The sequence below is a fragment of the Aequoribacter sp. genome (assembly GCF_965659035.1).
Taxonomy (GTDB): domain Bacteria; phylum Pseudomonadota; class Gammaproteobacteria; order Pseudomonadales; family Halieaceae; genus Aequoribacter.
This window is the reverse complement of the sequence record NZ_CBFHWH010000025.1, coordinates 9,590-25,435: the sequence shown is the minus strand read 5'-3', so window position 1 is coordinate 25,435 and position 15,846 is coordinate 9,590. Positions and strand designations below refer to the sequence as shown.

The 15,846-nt window shown below is 52.1% G+C and carries 13 protein-coding genes; 7 read left to right on the top strand and 6 right to left on the bottom strand.

The features are described 5' to 3' along the window. The coding region (locus tag ACTF5Z_RS05910) for an FKBP-type peptidyl-prolyl cis-trans isomerase (RefSeq protein ID WP_438984869.1) at positions 1 to 185 on the bottom strand (185 nt) is incomplete at its 3' end. A 212-nt stretch (positions 186 to 397) separates the two neighbouring features. Here ACTF5Z_RS05910 and ACTF5Z_RS05905 point away from each other — a divergent pair. After that, positions 398 to 1,699 (top strand): ammonium transporter, encoded by a 1,302-nt coding sequence (locus tag ACTF5Z_RS05905; RefSeq protein ID WP_423850290.1) that lies wholly within the window; start codon positions 398 to 400, stop codon positions 1,697 to 1,699. On the opposite strand, the gene ACTF5Z_RS05900 is transcribed toward ACTF5Z_RS05905, so the two are convergent. Together ACTF5Z_RS05900 and ACTF5Z_RS05895 are read right to left on the bottom strand one after the other, a co-directional pair. Continuing rightward, positions 1,687 to 3,465, bottom strand: coding sequence for a putative bifunctional diguanylate cyclase/phosphodiesterase (locus ACTF5Z_RS05900; RefSeq protein ID WP_438984868.1), 1,779 nt, complete (start codon positions 3,463 to 3,465; stop codon positions 1,687 to 1,689). The genes ACTF5Z_RS05905 and ACTF5Z_RS05900 overlap by 13 nt on opposite strands. Position 3,466: 1 nt before the next feature. Further along, positions 3,467 to 4,600, bottom strand: coding sequence for an FIST signal transduction protein (locus ACTF5Z_RS05895; protein ID WP_438984867.1), 1,134 nt, complete (start codon positions 4,598 to 4,600; stop codon positions 3,467 to 3,469). A 241-nt stretch (positions 4,601 to 4,841) separates the two neighbouring features. Here ACTF5Z_RS05895 and lipA point away from each other — a divergent pair, with 241 nt between their 5' ends. The 6 genes from lipA to pepN are packed head-to-tail and all read left to right on the top strand — an operon-like array spanning position 4,842 to position 11,355. After that, positions 4,842 to 5,843 (top strand): lipoyl synthase, encoded by a 1,002-nt coding sequence (gene lipA / locus ACTF5Z_RS05890; RefSeq protein WP_438984866.1) that lies wholly within the window; start codon positions 4,842 to 4,844, stop codon positions 5,841 to 5,843. Positions 5,844 to 5,874: 31 nt separating this feature from the next. Beyond that, positions 5,875 to 6,762 (top strand): NAD(+) kinase, encoded by an 888-nt coding sequence (locus ACTF5Z_RS05885; protein WP_438984865.1) that lies wholly within the window; start codon positions 5,875 to 5,877, stop codon positions 6,760 to 6,762. Between the two features lie 9 nt (positions 6,763 to 6,771). Beyond that, entirely contained in the window at positions 6,772 to 7,626 is an 855-nt protein-coding gene (locus ACTF5Z_RS05880; protein ID WP_438984864.1) for a rhomboid family intramembrane serine protease, read from the top strand. A gap of 8 nt (positions 7,627 to 7,634) precedes the next feature. Beyond that, positions 7,635 to 7,904: a DUF1315 family protein gene (locus tag ACTF5Z_RS05875; RefSeq protein ID WP_438984863.1), complete on the top strand. Its 270-nt coding sequence runs from the start codon at positions 7,635 to 7,637 to the stop codon at positions 7,902 to 7,904. Further along, positions 7,891 to 8,715 (top strand): DUF2797 domain-containing protein, encoded by an 825-nt coding sequence (locus ACTF5Z_RS05870; protein ID WP_423850373.1) that lies wholly within the window; start codon positions 7,891 to 7,893, stop codon positions 8,713 to 8,715. The genes ACTF5Z_RS05875 and ACTF5Z_RS05870 overlap by 14 nt, the downstream gene beginning before the upstream one ends. A 9-nt stretch (positions 8,716 to 8,724) precedes the next feature. Then, positions 8,725 to 11,355 (top strand): aminopeptidase N, encoded by a 2,631-nt coding sequence (pepN, locus tag ACTF5Z_RS05865; RefSeq protein WP_438984862.1) that lies wholly within the window; start codon positions 8,725 to 8,727, stop codon positions 11,353 to 11,355. Between the two features lie 45 nt (positions 11,356 to 11,400). Here pepN and ACTF5Z_RS05860 read toward each other — a convergent pair whose 3' ends face one another. The 3 genes from ACTF5Z_RS05860 to ACTF5Z_RS05850 are packed head-to-tail and all read right to left on the bottom strand — an operon-like array spanning position 11,401 to position 15,749. Continuing rightward, on the bottom strand, positions 11,401 to 13,122 hold the full coding sequence (locus ACTF5Z_RS05860) for a BatD family protein (protein ID WP_438984861.1): 1,722 nt from the start codon (positions 13,120 to 13,122) through the stop codon (positions 11,401 to 11,403). After that, positions 13,103 to 14,953: a vWA domain-containing protein gene (locus tag ACTF5Z_RS05855; protein WP_438984860.1), complete on the bottom strand. Its 1,851-nt coding sequence runs from the start codon at positions 14,951 to 14,953 to the stop codon at positions 13,103 to 13,105. The genes ACTF5Z_RS05860 and ACTF5Z_RS05855 overlap by 20 nt, the downstream gene beginning before the upstream one ends. Further along, positions 14,940 to 15,749 (bottom strand): vWA domain-containing protein, encoded by an 810-nt coding sequence (locus tag ACTF5Z_RS05850; protein WP_438984859.1) that lies wholly within the window; start codon positions 15,747 to 15,749, stop codon positions 14,940 to 14,942. Before ACTF5Z_RS05850 ends, ACTF5Z_RS05855 begins: the two co-directional genes overlap by 14 nt. Positions 15,750 to 15,846 lie beyond the last annotated feature (97 nt).

Sequence of the window (15,846 nt, the reverse complement as noted above, 5' to 3'; positions counted from 1 at the left end):
AGGGTGACTGAAAGTTCGTCACCAGCCTGCTTGCCTTCGAGTGCGGTTTCCAGCGCGGGCATAATGTTGTTGTGCCCGTGCAGATACAGTGCGGGTTGATTTTGATCGCTCGATTCGAGTTCTTCACCCCCAATGTTGGATAAGGTGTAGTGGAACGTTACGACCGAATTTTTAGCAATTTGCATGATTTTGACCCCGCGTAAAACGCGAAGTATAGCATTGAAGTGTTGAATTTCGATGCACCAAAATCCGACAAAAAGGGTGCCGATATGGTGCAAACGGCCCTAAACGTGCAATGTTTTGGTGCATTTTGATTTCTGTGGCGGAGAAACTGGATTTTAGTTCTTTTGCTCGTACACTTCGGTACAAAATAAAGATCTCCGCAAGAGGAATTTCTATGCTCAAGCCAGTTTATGCTGCCGCGTCAGCATTATGTCTATTGTTTTTCGCATCATCAGCTAATGCCCAAGTTTCATCGGGTGATACCGCTTGGATATTAAGCTCGAGTGCTCTGGTGTTGTTTATGACGATACCCGGTTTATCGCTATTTTACGCAGGGCTTGTGCGCTCTAAGAACGTCTTGTCTGTGCTGATGCAATGTTTTGCGCTGACCGGGTTGATGTCACTACTTTGGTTTGGTTTAGGTTACACCTTAGCTTTTGGCAGCACCGATGACCAGGGCCCCTGGGTGGGTGATCTCGGCAATGTATTTTTAGCGGCGATGTCGGGCGAGTCGGTGTCAGGTTCTATACCCTCTATGGCCTTTGCGATGTTCCAAATGACCTTCGCGGTCATCACGCCCGCGTTAATCGTGGGTGGGTTTGCCGAGCGTATGCGTTTTTCTGCCATGCTGCTGTTTAGCTCACTGTGGTTGATATTGGTTTACGCACCTGTTTGCCACTGGGTATGGGGCGGTGGCTGGTTGCAAGGCATGGGTTTGCAAGATTTCGCCGGTGGTACAGTCGTACACATCACTGCTGGCGTCGCGGCAATTGTAGCGGCGGTCGTGATGGGTCCCAGAAAAGGTTACGGAAATCAGCCGCTTCCTCCGCACAACTTAACCATGACGGTCACTGGTGCGGGAATGTTGTGGGTGGGCTGGTTTGGTTTTAATGGTGGATCGGCATTGGCAGCAGATGGCAGTGCGGCTCAAGCCATTTTGGTGACGCATTTGTCTGCATCGGCGGGTGCGCTCGCATGGATGACAATGGAGTGGGTTAAGCATGGCAAGCCTTCGGTCTTAGGTATTGTGACCGGTATGGTTGCCGGCCTTGGAAGTATCACTCCTGCCTCGGGCTCTGTGGGGCCAGCGGCCGGCGTGCTGATTGGTTTGACCGGTGGCGTGGTATGTTACTACGCGACTCTGTTTATTAAACTGCGCTTGAAAATCGATGACAGTTTAGATGTATTCCCGGTTCACGGTGTTGGCGGGATTCTGGGTACCCTATTGGCCGGCGTATTCTGCGCGCCAGGTATTGGAATTCTGTCGGGTAACGGCTTTTCCGAAGGTATCAACTCCGTGGGTGGACAGGTGACTGTGCAAGCCATCGGAGTTATAAGCACCTTAGTGTTTACGGCGGTGGTCTCTTACGTGTTGCTGAAGGTGGTGGATGCGCTGTTGGGTTTGCGTGTAGATGTCGATGACGAAACGCAGGGTTTGGACCTTGTCTTACATGACGAGCGCGGCTACGACTTGTAACGTGCAAGAAGTGTATCCAGGGGTTCCGGTCTAGAGTAGAGGAACCCCTGCAGGCGCTCATACCCCTGCGAGATTAAAGCGTCGGCTTCTCCTTGGGTTTCGATACCTTCTGCCACAGCTTTCATGTTAAGCGCGTGACACAAGTTCAGGATGGATTCGGAAAGATTGGCCGTTCGAGCATCTTTATCCACACCTCGTATGAACGCCTTGTCAATTTTGACGATGTCGATCGGTAATTCTTGCAGATAACGCAGGCTCGAGTAGCCTGTGCCAAAATCATCGATAGCGACGTGAACCCCGAGTTCAGTAAGGCGTCTTATTTTTTGAATGATGGGTTCAACACTCCCCACAAATCCATTTTCCGTGAGCTCTAGACACACCCGTTCGGCTGGGACCCCGAACTGCTGCAGAGTGTCAGTAAGCCACTCAACGAAATTGCGTTGTTCAAGTTGATTGGGCGATATGTTAATGCTGATCCGCTCGAACGACGGCGGAAGTCCGCTGTCCAATGCGGTTTTAAAGTCTGCGAGTACCTGTTTGACAATCCAAGCGCCCAGCTCTCGCATAATGCCGATATCTTCCGCTAACTTGATAAAGCGATCTGGTAATAACTGTCCTTCAGCGGGGTGATCCCAGCGAATTAGAGCCTCCGCACCGCTAATGTCGCCTTGCTTATTGACCTGAGCTTGGTACCTCATTTTGAAACCTCTGCCCTGCAAGATTGCGCTACGTAACTCGCGTTCCTTATCCAATTGCTGGTCTAGGGCCTGGGACATTTCTGGCCGGTACAGTACGGTCCTGTTGTTGCGGTGTACCTTGGACTGATACATGGCGATATCGGCATCTCGCAGGATAAGGGCGTAGTCGGTTTCTTGTGCGTTAAACACTCTTACGCCGATACTGGCCGATATTTGAAACTGATGGCGGCCTGCTTTCATGGGCGAGATTAAGCGCTCATTTATCCGATGCCCCAAGTCTAACGCGATTGACTCTGCCTCTTCTCGTACGGAGTTGGTGCTCTTGAGAAGGATGACAAATTCATCACCCGACAAACGCGCAATACGTCCTTTCTCGCCGGTCAGTAGCTGCAGGAGTTGAGTGATACTGCAGAGTAAGTCGTCGCCGACGTGATGCCCAAAACTATCGTTGACCCACTTGAAGCGGTCCAAGTCGAGGAAGAGCAAGGCCCCAAAACTCGGTGTTTGCCTCTGTGTCCATTGGTCGAGTTGTGTCAGTAATCCGTGTCGATTCAATGAGCCCGTCAAATCATCGTGCTGTAGCTGATGATTAAGGCGCTGCCGAGCTTCGGTTAATAACAGGTTTGATTTAAGTAGAGCTTCATGTTCGATACACCCGACGATGCTTTGAGCTAGCTTTTCGGCAATGGGGAGCAAAGCGGCAATGACTGCATTGCTTATGGGTTTGCTCTTACGAACTAGCAGTAAGTACCCCGCTTTAGGAAGCTTGAGTTGATAGATCCAAAAGCCACCTGTTTGCCATGACTTGCTGGGCTCGTCGGATGGGTTTGCTGGGACCGGGTTGGCGGCATGTGGGAGGCTAAAAAAGTGGCTAAGGTTATTGTCGTCGACGTTCTCTTCGCCATCATTGGCCAGTAAAGCGTTATACAGGTACCAGCTTACGCCCGCTAACCCGAGTCGCCGAGTCGCGGTCTTACTGAATTGACCCAAAAGTTCTTCAAGCTTGCGGTCTTGCCCGATAGCCATGGCAAGTTCGTGCTGAATCGAGATCAGCTGGAATGGTTGCATGCTACAGTACGCCAACTACAGTTGTTTTGTTTAACCACTCGATTGGGCCCGAGTCGACATTGCCGATTTCGCCAAGACTCAAAATGCCAATGTGTATGACCTGCTCCGGTAACACACTGTTGATGCTGCTGAGCTCTTGCGTGAAGTCAGCATCCATGAATAATACGCGGGAAATGCAGTCCACGGTAAAACAGGTCGACAGGGCTGTGTCGCAGTGTTTTTTATGTGCTTCAACCGCATTACTTGCCGCGAGTTTTGCTGCCTGTGTCAGTTTTTGTGTATGGCCTTGCAACAAGTAGATCATGGCATTTTGCGGTACTTCGCCAACGCAGATCAGCGTATTACCATCGGCCTGGATCGGGTCTCTAACCAAAGGCTCGGCATCGAGTTTTTCAATGCCTAAAGGGAACTGTTTAGCGACATCAAAAAAGTCATGTTCAGTGAGATTGATGCCGCTATGCGCCAGAATTTCATCTCGATAGATCTCTAAGGCATCGGTAAAGTTGAGTTGGTTTACCGCAACTCCGCAAGACTCGGTCACTAAGTGCGGCCCTGCGCAGATCTCCCAGCCATGCTGAATGCCGACACTGAGTGGTGAGGGTAACTCGACAATCAACGCCGCATCTTCCGCTATGCCGTTTTCGGTGAATAGACAGGGTTTTTGAATAAAGTCGAGAGATCCGGCTCCGCCGCCGATGGTTGCCGTACTTTCACCCATGGTGCGATAAAATACGTCGGTGAAACGCTCGATATTTTGGCTCAAACCATCAATGAGTACGAGATAGGGTTTGCCTTCTTCCTTAGCGCCAATGTATTGCGACAGCTGCGCATAGATAAAGTTTTCGCCCTTACTGAGGCCATTCACTAGGCATTTGCGCAGTGGTCTCGTGCTACAGAGAGCGACAATGGTGTTGTGTTGGTATTTTTCTTGGGCCGCAATGACGCCGGGGAAGAAGCCACCAGCGATAGGCATTTTGCTTTGTCGTAACCAGTCGCTGACTTCATTCATATTCCAGGTGTTATCCGACGTAGCGAGTAAGATGATGGCCTCTGTATCCGATGGCAGAAAAGCCTCAATCTGCGCAATGCAGTCGCTGAATTTGTCGCCCTGAGTGACAGTGTAGTGAAAGTGCATAGGGTTCTCGCTTCGTCTTATGAGCACAATATTACTGCAGAGAATCTCGAATGCCTATTATTAGTGAACGAGCGTTTGCTCTGGCGCAAACTTTATCGTCTCGCCCTTCTCAGAGACACGGTATTGTGTGGAGTATTACCACACACACGAGCTTTGGAAAACTCGATTACCGATCGCCGGTAAAAGCCAGTACAATAGAACCTTTGTAAACGTTGAGCTCGGCCAGCAGCAGAGGTGAGATTTGAGCGATCAGAATCAAATTCCAGTAGTGCAAATTCACAGCGGTGAAAAGTACACGACGCCTCAGGGTTTTAAGGCGATCAAAGATGGCATCAAGAAAACCCAGGTGGAATACACGCCGCTGAAAAAGCCCTCGTGGCTGCGGGTTAAAGCACAGGGCGGACCTAAATACGAAGCCGTTAAAAGTATTGTGCACGAGCATCGGCTGGCGACCGTTTGCGAGGAGGCGAAATGCCCAAACATGAGCGAGTGTTGGAGTCGGGGAACAGCCACCATCATGTTGATGGGTGAGGTATGTACCAGAGCCTGTCGTTTTTGTTCAGTCAACACGGGCAACCCAAAGGGTTGGTTGGACTCAGAAGAGCCCCAAAATACCGCGAAATCGGTTGAGTTAATGGGGCTCAAGTATGTAGTGTTGACTTCGGTGAATCGTGACGATCTACCCGATGGTGGTGCGGCACACTACGCGGCGTGTGTGCAAGCCGTTCGGGAACGCAATCCGGATACGGCAGTAGAGGCTCTGACTCCCGATTTCCTGGGGGATCTTAAAGCAGTAGAAGTCGTTGTGGATTCGGGCTTACAGGTGTTCGCCCAGAATGTGGAAACGGTTAAACGCTTGACGCACCCGGTGCGCGATCCGCGTGCGGGTTATGAGCAGACGCTCGAGGTGTTGGCGCATGCTAAGCGGCATCGTCCAGACGTCTTAACTAAGACCAGTCTGATGCTAGGCTTGGGCGAAACGCGCCAAGAGGTCGAAGAGTGTTTGCATGATCTTAGAGCCGCCAAGGTCGATATCGTCACGTTTGGTCAATACTTGCAGCCCACGCGTAATCATTATCCCATTGATCGTTATCTGACCCCTGAAGAGTTTGAGGCTTATCGCGAGCTGGGGTTGTCGATGGGCTTTTTAGAGGTGGTCTCTGGCGTTATGGTTAGATCCAGTTATCGCGCTGAACAAGTGCTAGAGGGCAACAACGTTGGCCTGAGCTCACACAGAGGCTAAACTGCGACTTTATCGCGGAATAATAAAACTTATGCCATCACCATTTAAGACAATCGGGGTACTGGGGCGCAGCCATGACGCAGATTTTGCATCTGCTCTTGCGGCCATGCTCGAGATGTTGGGCGCGCGCGGCCACCAGGTGATTGTGGAGGATCGTTTGCGATCAGGATTGCCTGACGACGTCAGCTATAGTTTCGCCGAGCGGTCAGAGATTGGCGGAAAAGCCGATTTGGCGATTGTGATTGGTGGTGACGGTTCCTTGCTGAGTGCGGCCAGGACGCTTGCGCGGCATGAGGTCCCCGTACTTGGGGTCAACCGGGGGCGATTAGGATTTTTAACGGACATCAACCCTGATCAGCTGCTTCACGCGATCCCGCTTATTCTCGACGGGCAGTATGAGTCGGAATCACGGTTTTTATTAGATGCTTGTGTTATTCGTAATGATGAGGTTGTTGCTAAGGCCGATGCATTGAACGATGTGGTGGTCAATTCCGGCACGTCTGCGCAAATGATAGAGTACGAGCTCTATATCAATGATTTGTTCGTCTATCGCCAGCGCGCCGACGGCTTGATTGTATCGACGCCTACTGGCTCGACGGCGTACTCCTTGAGTGGTGGTGGCCCTATTATGCACCCGTCCTTAGATGCGGTAGTTTTGGTGCCGATGTTTCCTCACGCGCTAAGTTCTAGACCCATTGTAGTAGACGGTAATTCCGACATAAGGATTGATATTCTGCCGCGTAATCGTATTCATCCGCCGGTCACTTGCGATGGACAGACCAATATCACAGCGCGCCCGGGTGATTCGGTGTTAATCAAGAAAAAGCCGCATAGACTGACCCTTTTGCATCCTGTGGGTCACAGTTTTTATGCCAGCTGCAGAGACAAACTGCGCTGGAGTGCGGCCCTGGTCGATTAGGACGGTGAGTTGAATTCGGGTTTTGAAGTGTTGTCTCTGTACTCAGAAGCCGAAGTAAAGGCACTGAGCAAGCTTTTATGGGGATGTAAGATTGGACATCACTGGTTGCATCAAGCCGATCACATCACCTTATACGTGTTGCAACCTATGCACGTCGATGTGGCGAGACGTTTACATGCGGATATGAGCACGGGCATTCTGACTGCGCCTCAAAGGAGACCGAGTAGTGCGACTGCGCTAGTGACAGCTTTTCTTAAAGCACCTGTGACACTGAGCATTATTCTTGTCAGTTTAGTCGTATTTTTGGCGATTCATGTGTTTGATCAATGGTCTTGGCTTACTGCTTTGACCTATTACCCACTTATGGTTACCGATCAAGGCTGGGCTTTGAGCGGCGAGCCGCCCCAGTGGTATCGATTGATTACCCCCGCCATACTGCACTTTGGGTGGATGCACGTGGTGTTTAATTCGCTGTGGGTCTGGGAGTTTGGGCGGCGTGTGGAGCATGCGCTCGGCGCGGCCTGGGCGCTTGCCGCATACATTGCCATTGCGATAGTGGCTAATGTGGCTCAGGCAGAACTGTCCGAGCCCTCGATATTTGGCGGTCTATCGGGTCTTGTGTACGGCCTGCTGGCCATGGTTTGGTTGGGGGGTAAGTTGTCACCTCGATGGTGTGTTCCGCCCTCGAACACTTTACTGTACTTCATGCTGGGCTGGCTGTTACTTGGTTTAACAGGCTTTATTGATGTGCTAGGGTTTGGCAGCATTGCCAACCACGCGCATGTCGGTGGTTTGTTGGCTGGCGTGATGATCGCATTAGCAGTTCGCACCGTATTTTCTATGCAGCAAAACAATCGTAATTAGGGAACTTTATGCCTGATTCTTACCAGGATGCCGTCGCGCGGCTAAGTCCAGATGTATACCGTCGTTTCGTCACGGCACTTGAAATAGGTCGTTGGCCTGACGGTAGTGTGCTTGAGCCTCATCAACGCGAGCACGTAATGCAGGCTGTTATTGCCTATGGCGAGCTGAATTTGCCGCCCGAAGAGCGCATTGGCTACATCGATAAAGGCCATAAAGCGGGTGAAGAGTGTGATGATGAAGTGGCCTTGGTGTGGAGTCATAACAATGACCCAAAGTGAGGGCTATGTCGCCAAAATGCACTCCGGGTTGGGCGATGTGGTGCAATACGACTTGCCTCTGGGTGAGAAAACGGTAGCGTTAAACCCGCTCATTGGGCAGACAGTGAGGCTTGAGTTTACGGGCGTCATTCAGTGCGTTGCCTGCTCACGGTTGACTAAGAAAAGCTTTAATCAGGGCTATTGTTACCCCTGTTTCAAAAAATTGGCGCAATGCGATACGTGTATCATGAGCCCCGAGCGTTGTCACTTTGCGGCGGGAACTTGTCGCGAACCCGAATGGGGTGAAGCGAATTGCAATATTGACCACTTTGTCTACTTAGCCAATACCTCGGGTTTGAAAGTAGGGATAACGCGACACAGCCAGATTCCAACGCGCTGGATTGATCAGGGTGCGTCGCAAGCGTTGCCGATTGCGCGCGTGAGTAGCCGCCACTTGTCTGGTCTTTTGGAAGTGCAGATTGCCCAATCGGTCGCCGACAAAACCGCATGGCAAGCCATGTTAAAAGGGGTTGCGGAGCCCATGGATTTGGTTGTAAAGCGCGATGAGATCAAAACTCTCTACGCGTCTGAATTGGCGCAATTGCAGCATACGCATGGCATCCAATCGATTCAGTGGTTAGAGGATCAAACCCCCGTAGATATTGCATTCCCCGTGACAGCGTATCCCACCAAAGTCAAAGCGCTTAACTTCGACAAGCAGGCCATTGTTGAAGGGTGTCTTATGGGCATTAAAGGGCAGTATTTAATATTCGATACGGGCGTTCTAAATATTCGTAAATTTGGCGGCTATGAGCTGCGCCTGAGTTACTAGGAGTACACCATGCGTGACGCACAACCACAAGCCATTCGTTTGGCTGATTACCAGCCTTCGGCGTTTTCTATTTCGAGCGTGACGCTTGACTTTGATTTGTACGATGAGCGCACCTTTGTTAAATCGACACTCAACCTTGCTCGAGAAGGGGGCAAGGACGTGCCTTTGGTGCTTGACGGTCAGGAGCTGAAACTACTATCGCTATCTGTTGACGGGCGAGAGCTCAATAGCGATGAGTACTCACTCGATCCTGATTCTTTAACGATTAGCAATGTCCCCGACCACTTTGAGCTACAAATACTCACTGAGATACATCCCGAAACAAATACATCGCTCGAAGGGTTATATCGCTCGCGGACGATGTTTTGCACACAATGTGAGGCCGAAGGGTTTAGGAAGATTACTTATTATCTTGACCGGCCAGACGTGATGTCAGTATTTACGGTGAGCATTACTGCCGACAGTGAGCGTTACCCCGTGTTACTTAGCAATGGTAATCAGATTGAGGCTGCGCCACTCGAAAACGGTCGCCATCGCGTCGTCTGGCATGATCCCCACAAGAAGCCCGCTTATTTGTTCGCGTTGGTTGCTGGCGATTTAGCGCATATTGAGGACAGCTTCACGACCGCCTCGGGCGATGCGGTGACCTTACGTATTTTTGTTGAACCCAAGGATCTCAATAAGTGTGATTTTGCAATGGACGCTCTTAAACGTTCGATGCGTTGGGATGAAGAAGTCTACGGGCGTGAATACGATCTCGAGCTCTTTAATATCGTCGCGGTTGATGATTTTAATATGGGGGCCATGGAGAACAAGAGCCTCAATATTTTTAACACGTCGGCGGTATTAGCCAGTCCGGATGTTACAACCGATCAAGGCTACCAGCGGGTCGAGGCCATTGTGGCGCACGAGTATTTTCACAATTGGTCGGGTAACCGAGTCACCTGCCGAGACTGGTTTCAGCTGAGTCTAAAAGAGGGTTTTACAGTATTCAGAGATAGCCAGTTTTCCTCAGATATGGGTTCAGCCGCGGTTAAGCGAATCGAAGACGTGACCTTGCTTAGAACCGCGCAATTTGCGGAAGACGCGGGTCCGATGTCGCACCCTGTTCGGCCTGATTCCTTCATAGAAATATCGAACTTTTACACGCTAACAGTGTACGAAAAAGGGGCCGAAGTTGTGCGCATGCTGCACACCTTATTGGGGCCTGAATTGTTTCGCAAAGGCTCCGATTTGTACTTTGATCGGCACGACGGACAGGCGGTTACGTGCGATGACTTCGTGGCTGCGATGGAAGCCGTTAGCGGGATTGATTTGACGCAGTTTAAGCGCTGGTATTCGCAATCGGGTACGCCCGTTGTGAGAGCGACGGGCTCTTATGATGCTGAGAAAAAACGCTATTCGCTCACGCTCTCACAAAGCTGTCCTCCCACACCTGGTCAGAGCGTCAAACAGCCGTTCGATATTCCGGTGTTGATGGGCTTGGTGGGAAGCCGGGGGAATTTAAGCTTCGCTCTTGTGGATACTGCCTCAGAGCAGCGCAGTGATACCGAAGCCCTATTGCGGCTTACCCAAGCTGAGCAGACCTTTGAATTCGACGACGTTGAAGAGCAGCCGGTACCCGCTTTATTTCGGGGCTTTTCAGCCCCGGTACGAATTCAAGCGGACTGGTCCATCGACGATTTACAGCGCTTAATTACCAGCGAAGAAGACGGCTTTTTGCGCTGGGATGCCCTGCAAACATTGGCCCTGCTAGCCGTTGATGAGGCAATCTCGGGTCGAGAGAAGGCTGCCTTGTCGGCCCTCATCGCCAGTATTCAGGCTATGCTAGAACAGGATGGTGACCGAGCTGTACTCGCAACGAGCTTGATCTTGCCAAGCGAGAATTACATCGCCGAGGTCCATAGCCAGTCGCAGGGTGCAGACCCCATAGCCATTCACACGGCACGAGAGTCGGTTAAAGCAAGCCTAGCGACAGCCCTCATTGATCACTTCGAGGTGCTCGCGAATATTACTATTGAAGGGGCTTACGCGCCGGAAGGTGCGGCAATTGCAGAACGCGCTCTGAGGCTTACAGCCCTCGATTACTTGCGCTTTGTACAGCCTGATAAGGCCGCCGATATCGCCATAAGCTTATTGGAGAAATCCGATAACTTGACGGACCGCTTAGGTGCCTTACGCACCCTAGGCGCGGTGGGGGGCAAACGTGCTGAGGTGGCCTTTGATGCGTTTTATCGGCGTTTTGCCGATGAACCCCTGGTGGTTAACCAATGGTTCCAAATACAAGCGATGAACCCATATGGTGACGCTTTGGCCCGCGTAACACGTTTGCTCGCTCACCCCGCGTACGACAACTTGAACCCGAATAAGATCCGCTCGGTAGTGGGGGCTTTTTGTTCAGCCAACCCCGTTCAGTTTCATGCGTCGTCGGGGCAGGGTTATGCTCTCTTGGCCGATGTGGTAATCGATCTGAACAAGAAAAACCCGCAAATTGCGGCGCGGTTGCTGGCGCCGTTGACCAAGTGGCGCAATTATCCCAATTACGCACAGCGCATGAAGGTAGAGCTAGAGCGCATAGCCGCACAAGAGAATTTGTCGAAAGATGTCTTTGAGGTCGTGTCTAAGTCACTAGCCTCATAAAGCGTTTGTGCCCGCAGCGCAAGGGAATGCGCTGCGGTGCGAGCATTAAGTGGGGTACAAAGCGAGGGGATCAGTGCTTTGTCCTGACTGGTGCAACTTTTGCAGGGCCTGTCGCTGCTCTCTGAGGAGTTGGGCGAGCTCCGAACCTTTCCAGACTTGGGGGCTAGCACTGTACTGTGTTTCTAATAGTCTCTGTATCGCTTGCTCGAGCTCGCTTGAGTTGACGGATTTCCCGAGACCTTCAAGCCTGAGGCCCGGCTGGGTCTGGCTCAATGTGTTCGCTAATGAGTGTAGGTGCTGTATACAACTGCCCGCGTCATTATTTCGAGCGGCGTTTATCGCACTTTGCAAGGGGTTGTCGGCCACTGAGACCTTGGGTTCACGGGGCGTGTTGCTCGAGTGTTTTCGACTCGCGAGTGCCCAGGCAAGAGTGATCAGCCATAAGCAGGCCAGAGCGGCACTGATCCACTGCCATACCTGGGTATTGTTAGGTGCAAGGGTCGGCGGGTCCTCTAAGCTTAAGGTCTCATTCAGCGCTTGATCGCGCGTCGGAGGTGGCGCCATAACGAAGGCATCGCGAGGCCGTTCACCCGCAGGCTCTTGATCGGCCCTGGGCAGAACTTGCAGTGTTCGCGACGGTAAGATAGCCGCATCCAGTGTGTTGGTTTTACTGTTCCAAAAGACAACACGGATCTCTGGCAGGGTAATAGGCCCCGGTGTTGATGCAATAATAGCGGTGCTTTCTATACGCTCACCCTGAAGATTGTCGCGACTTTCTTGATCGCGAATAACGGGTTGGTCGGGGTAGGTCTTCAGTTGAGCGGGCAGGTTTTGTGGCACTGGAGGCAGCTGGACGCCTTGTACGCCTTGACCCGATAACGTGATCGTCCGCGTCAGTGCTTGGCCCGCGGTAATGTCTGTGACAGCGTCGAGGCTATCGGCAAGCGTGATTTGCTCAGCGACGAGCCAGGGTGCATCGCTGGGGTAATTGTAGGGTATGGGCTTGACCTCAATGGTAAGAGGCTCGGTATTGCGTGTTAACAAACGCCCCGAACGAGAACGCGAAAATAGGCCGCCGCCGCCCACAATTTCGCGGCCACTCAGACGTAAACTTGGAATAATGAGTGTCCCGGAACGCTCTGGGAAGATGGCGTAACGCAGCTCGTGAATGATCCATGGCTTACCGGCAATGGTGCGCTGAAAGGTTTGCTGCTCGAGCGTATGAACATATGCGTTTTCGATGTTGAGCTCCGAAACGTTCAAATCATCGAGATTGATCGCACGTTCAATCGTTACCGTTAGGTGCAACTGACCCTGCACGTAGACCGCTTGTTGGTCGACTTCGGCGCGAAAGTTAAGGGTCGAGTCGCCGCTTGTCGCCACCACGGGTGGTCCGACTTCGACACGAATCGCTTGGGTAAGATCAGAGCCCGCTTGAAGTGGTGGGATTTGTAAGTTGCCCTGCCGCTTCGGGGTGATATCTAAACGCAGTGTTACTGAGCGAGACATTGCTCCGTTAATAATCTGCATGTTACTTGAACTCGACTGGCCTAATACCTCGAAGTTCTGCTCTAGAGGAGTCAGGTCGATTTGCTTCAGATCGTTAGAACCGTCGGAGCTGATCGTGAGAGTCACGATGTCTCCTAATGCGAGCTGGGTGCGATCTAGACGTGCCTCGACCGCTGCTTGGGTTAACGCGCTGAGCAGCAACAAACAGAGGCTGGTGACCCACAAAAGGGGTGTGTCGTTACCAAATCTTTTTGTCATTTCTTGGCCTGTCTTGAGTTTGACGTCGTTCACTTTCGTAGCGGAATTTTTCGCGCAGCAAGCCTGACGGGTCATCTTCGATGCGTCGTATCCATTGCTCCATCGCTTGCTGCTGCTCCTGGTTCTCGCGCGCTTCTTGAATGGCTTGTTGGGCCATGGCCTGCTGCTGTTCGTCTATCGATTTTTCTGCAGCAGTTCGCTCTTGGTTGTCTTGCGCTTGTGCCTCTTCGTTTTGTGGACTTTGTGCTTGAGCTTCCTCCTGCTGTTTGTCTCGCTCTGAATTTGAGGCTTGCTCAGAGGCGTCGCTGGAGCTGGATTCGCTCTCGGAGTTCTGTTCTTGGTTTTGTTCCTGCTCGCCCGAATTTGCATCAGTTTCTGAGTTGTTTTGATCTTGCTGTGACTGTGATCCGTCGCCTTGCTGATCCGTGTCTTGTTGCTGTTGCTGCTGTTGATCAAGTAGCTGTTGGATAAGATCTCGGTTGAAAACAGCGTCTTCGGTTTCTTGCAATGAGATTGATTGGTTGTAAGCCTCTAAGGCGGCCTCCAGCTCGCCTGCCTTTGCTCGTGCGTTACCCAGGTTGTACCAATCGGTGGCTGAGTTCGCTTCAAGTGCTTCAAATCGAACTTTGGCTTGATCATGATCCTCTGCCTGGTACGCGGCAATGGCCGCCCATCTTGGGTCTTCAAAGAGCTCAGCTGCGGCCGCTGGGTCCTTGGGCAGAAGCTCTGCCGCGCGTTGGTTGGGTGTCTTCCACAACGATTGCCAATCTTGCGCTTGCACCTGTGAGGGGTGTGACAGAGTCGCACACGAGGCGATTAGCACGAGACCAGCAAGGCGGCCGCTTGGGTTGCGCAGAAACTGAATTAACATAACCAATAGCCAGGGAATTACCAGCCAAAAGCCCGCGTCAGCCCAAGTGTCGGCTTGTCGTTCGATTTCGGTTCGATTCAGGTCTTCGACGGACCCCATAAAATCTACCGCCGCTTGGACATCGGCATCATCCAAGGTCAGGTTAGAAAACAACCCACCGTGGCTTGCAGTGAAATCTCGTAGTCGCGTTATGGGCACAGACGGGACCACGATCTCCGAATTCTGGTCCCGCAAAAAACCGCCGTTGCCTAAGGGAATAGGTGCGCCGGCCGATGTGCCCATTGCCATTGTTGCCAAGCGAATACCAGCAGTTTCTAGCCAATCGGAAAGCTCGCTCAGCTGATTGGTTTCGATGTCATCAGTCAGCCAAAGAATGCTCCCACCCGGTACGCCAGAAGAGCTCAGTAAGGCTTTGGCGCGCATAAAAGCATCGATAGGGTCGCTGCCCGGAACCGGCATCATTCCTGGATTAAGCGCCGGAATTAGATTTTCGATGGTTCCCAAATCGTCGGTAAGGGGGGTGACAACATGAGCCTCGCCTGCGTAGGCGACCAACGCGACCTGCGTGTCCTGGGGTAAGCTCAAAAGATCTCGAATTTTTTGTTTGGCTTTGACGATACGGGAGGGCTGTGTGTCCTCGGCGTACATGGAGTAGCTCAGATCCAACACAATAACGTAAGCCGCTTTTTGCTGTGATACCGGTACCGGGGTTTGTTCCCAAGAGGGTCCTGCAGCACCAACAATGGCAATGAGCCAAGCCAGCCCCAATAATTTAGCGGTGTGCTGAGTTTTTTGTCTATGTGCGCCAGATTGTAAGTGCACCAGCAAATGCGGAGCAATAATGTTAGACCACGCACTGCGCTGGCTTTTTTGGCGCCACAAAAGGGCCACAAAAAACGCGGTGGGTATCAGTAACCACAGCCACTCGGGTCGCAAAAAATGCAAGTCAGGCAGGTTCATTTGCATCTCCTTTGAGAGCGGCCTGCAAATTGCTTTGGCGCAGTAGCCAGATCACGCTAAGTAGCCAAGCGACCCCGAGTGGCCAGTGCAGCATAGACTGCTGGGGGCGATAGGTCGCACCGTCGGTTTGGGTGGGCTCAAGTAAATCCAGCAAGTCGTAAATTTTAGCCAGTTCTTCTGGTGACCGGGCGCGAAAATAGCGCCCACCGGTAGATTCGGCCATGGCCGACAGGGTTTCTTCATCAAGCTCGGCTGACGGGTTAACCCGACGGTTGCCAAATAAACTCGGTACGAGCATTTCGTCTGCACCAATACCTATGGTGTAGACCTTCACGCCGTAATTGGCGGCTAGTGCAGTGGCATCTAATGGGTCGACGCTAGAGGCGGTGTCTTGGCCATCGGTCAGTAAGATGACCACTCGATCGCCGTCTTCTTTATCGCGAAGGCGTTTTACCGCTAGGCCTAAGGCATCGCCGATGGCGGTTTCACTGCCGGCAAAGCCGATTTGTGCCTCCGATAGAAATTGCTTCACGGTGTCGCGATCAAAGCTCAAGGGCGACTGCATGTACGCTCTGCTGCCAAATAAAATTAAGCCGACTCGATCGCCCTCGCGGCGCTCGATAAACTCGGCTCCGATGTCGCGCACTGCATCAATACGGCGCACCGCCTGATTGGCGATAACCATGTCTTCGACGCGCATGCTGCCCGAAATATCCACCGCCAAGAGGAGGTCTCGTCCGCTTTGTGGTAGCAGGATAGGTTCGCCTATCCAGTGGGGGCGTGCCAGTGCACACACCAGAGCGCTCCAGATGAGAAACTGCAGCCAGAAATTGCCTCGTTGAAACAAAGAGCGGGGTCCGCGAGACGCATTACCTAGTGACTGCCAGAGTCGA

What these genes read in the sequence shown, in the direction of transcription:
- ACTF5Z_RS05905 (WP_423850290.1), top strand. Translation starts at nt 398, where the DNA reads ATGCTCAAGCCAGTTTATGCTGCCGCGTCAGCATTATGTCTATTGTTT.
- ACTF5Z_RS05900 (WP_438984868.1), bottom strand. Translation starts at nt 3,465, where the DNA reads ATGCAACCATTCCAGCTGATCTCGATTCAGCACGAACTTGCCATGGCT.
- ACTF5Z_RS05895 (WP_438984867.1), bottom strand. Translation starts at nt 4,600, where the DNA reads ATGCACTTTCACTACACTGTCACTCAGGGCGACAAATTCAGCGACTGC.
- ACTF5Z_RS05885 (WP_438984865.1), top strand. Translation starts at nt 5,875, where the DNA reads ATGCCATCACCATTTAAGACAATCGGGGTACTGGGGCGCAGCCATGAC.
- ACTF5Z_RS05875 (WP_438984863.1), top strand. Translation starts at nt 7,635, where the DNA reads ATGCCTGATTCTTACCAGGATGCCGTCGCGCGGCTAAGTCCAGATGTA.
- ACTF5Z_RS05870 (WP_423850373.1), top strand. Translation starts at nt 7,891, where the DNA reads ATGACCCAAAGTGAGGGCTATGTCGCCAAAATGCACTCCGGGTTGGGC.
- pepN (WP_438984862.1), top strand. Translation starts at nt 8,725, where the DNA reads ATGCGTGACGCACAACCACAAGCCATTCGTTTGGCTGATTACCAGCCT.
- ACTF5Z_RS05860 (WP_438984861.1), bottom strand. Translation starts at nt 13,122, where the DNA reads ATGACAAAAAGATTTGGTAACGACACACCCCTTTTGTGGGTCACCAGC.
- ACTF5Z_RS05855 (WP_438984860.1), bottom strand. Translation starts at nt 14,953, where the DNA reads ATGAACCTGCCTGACTTGCATTTTTTGCGACCCGAGTGGCTGTGGTTA.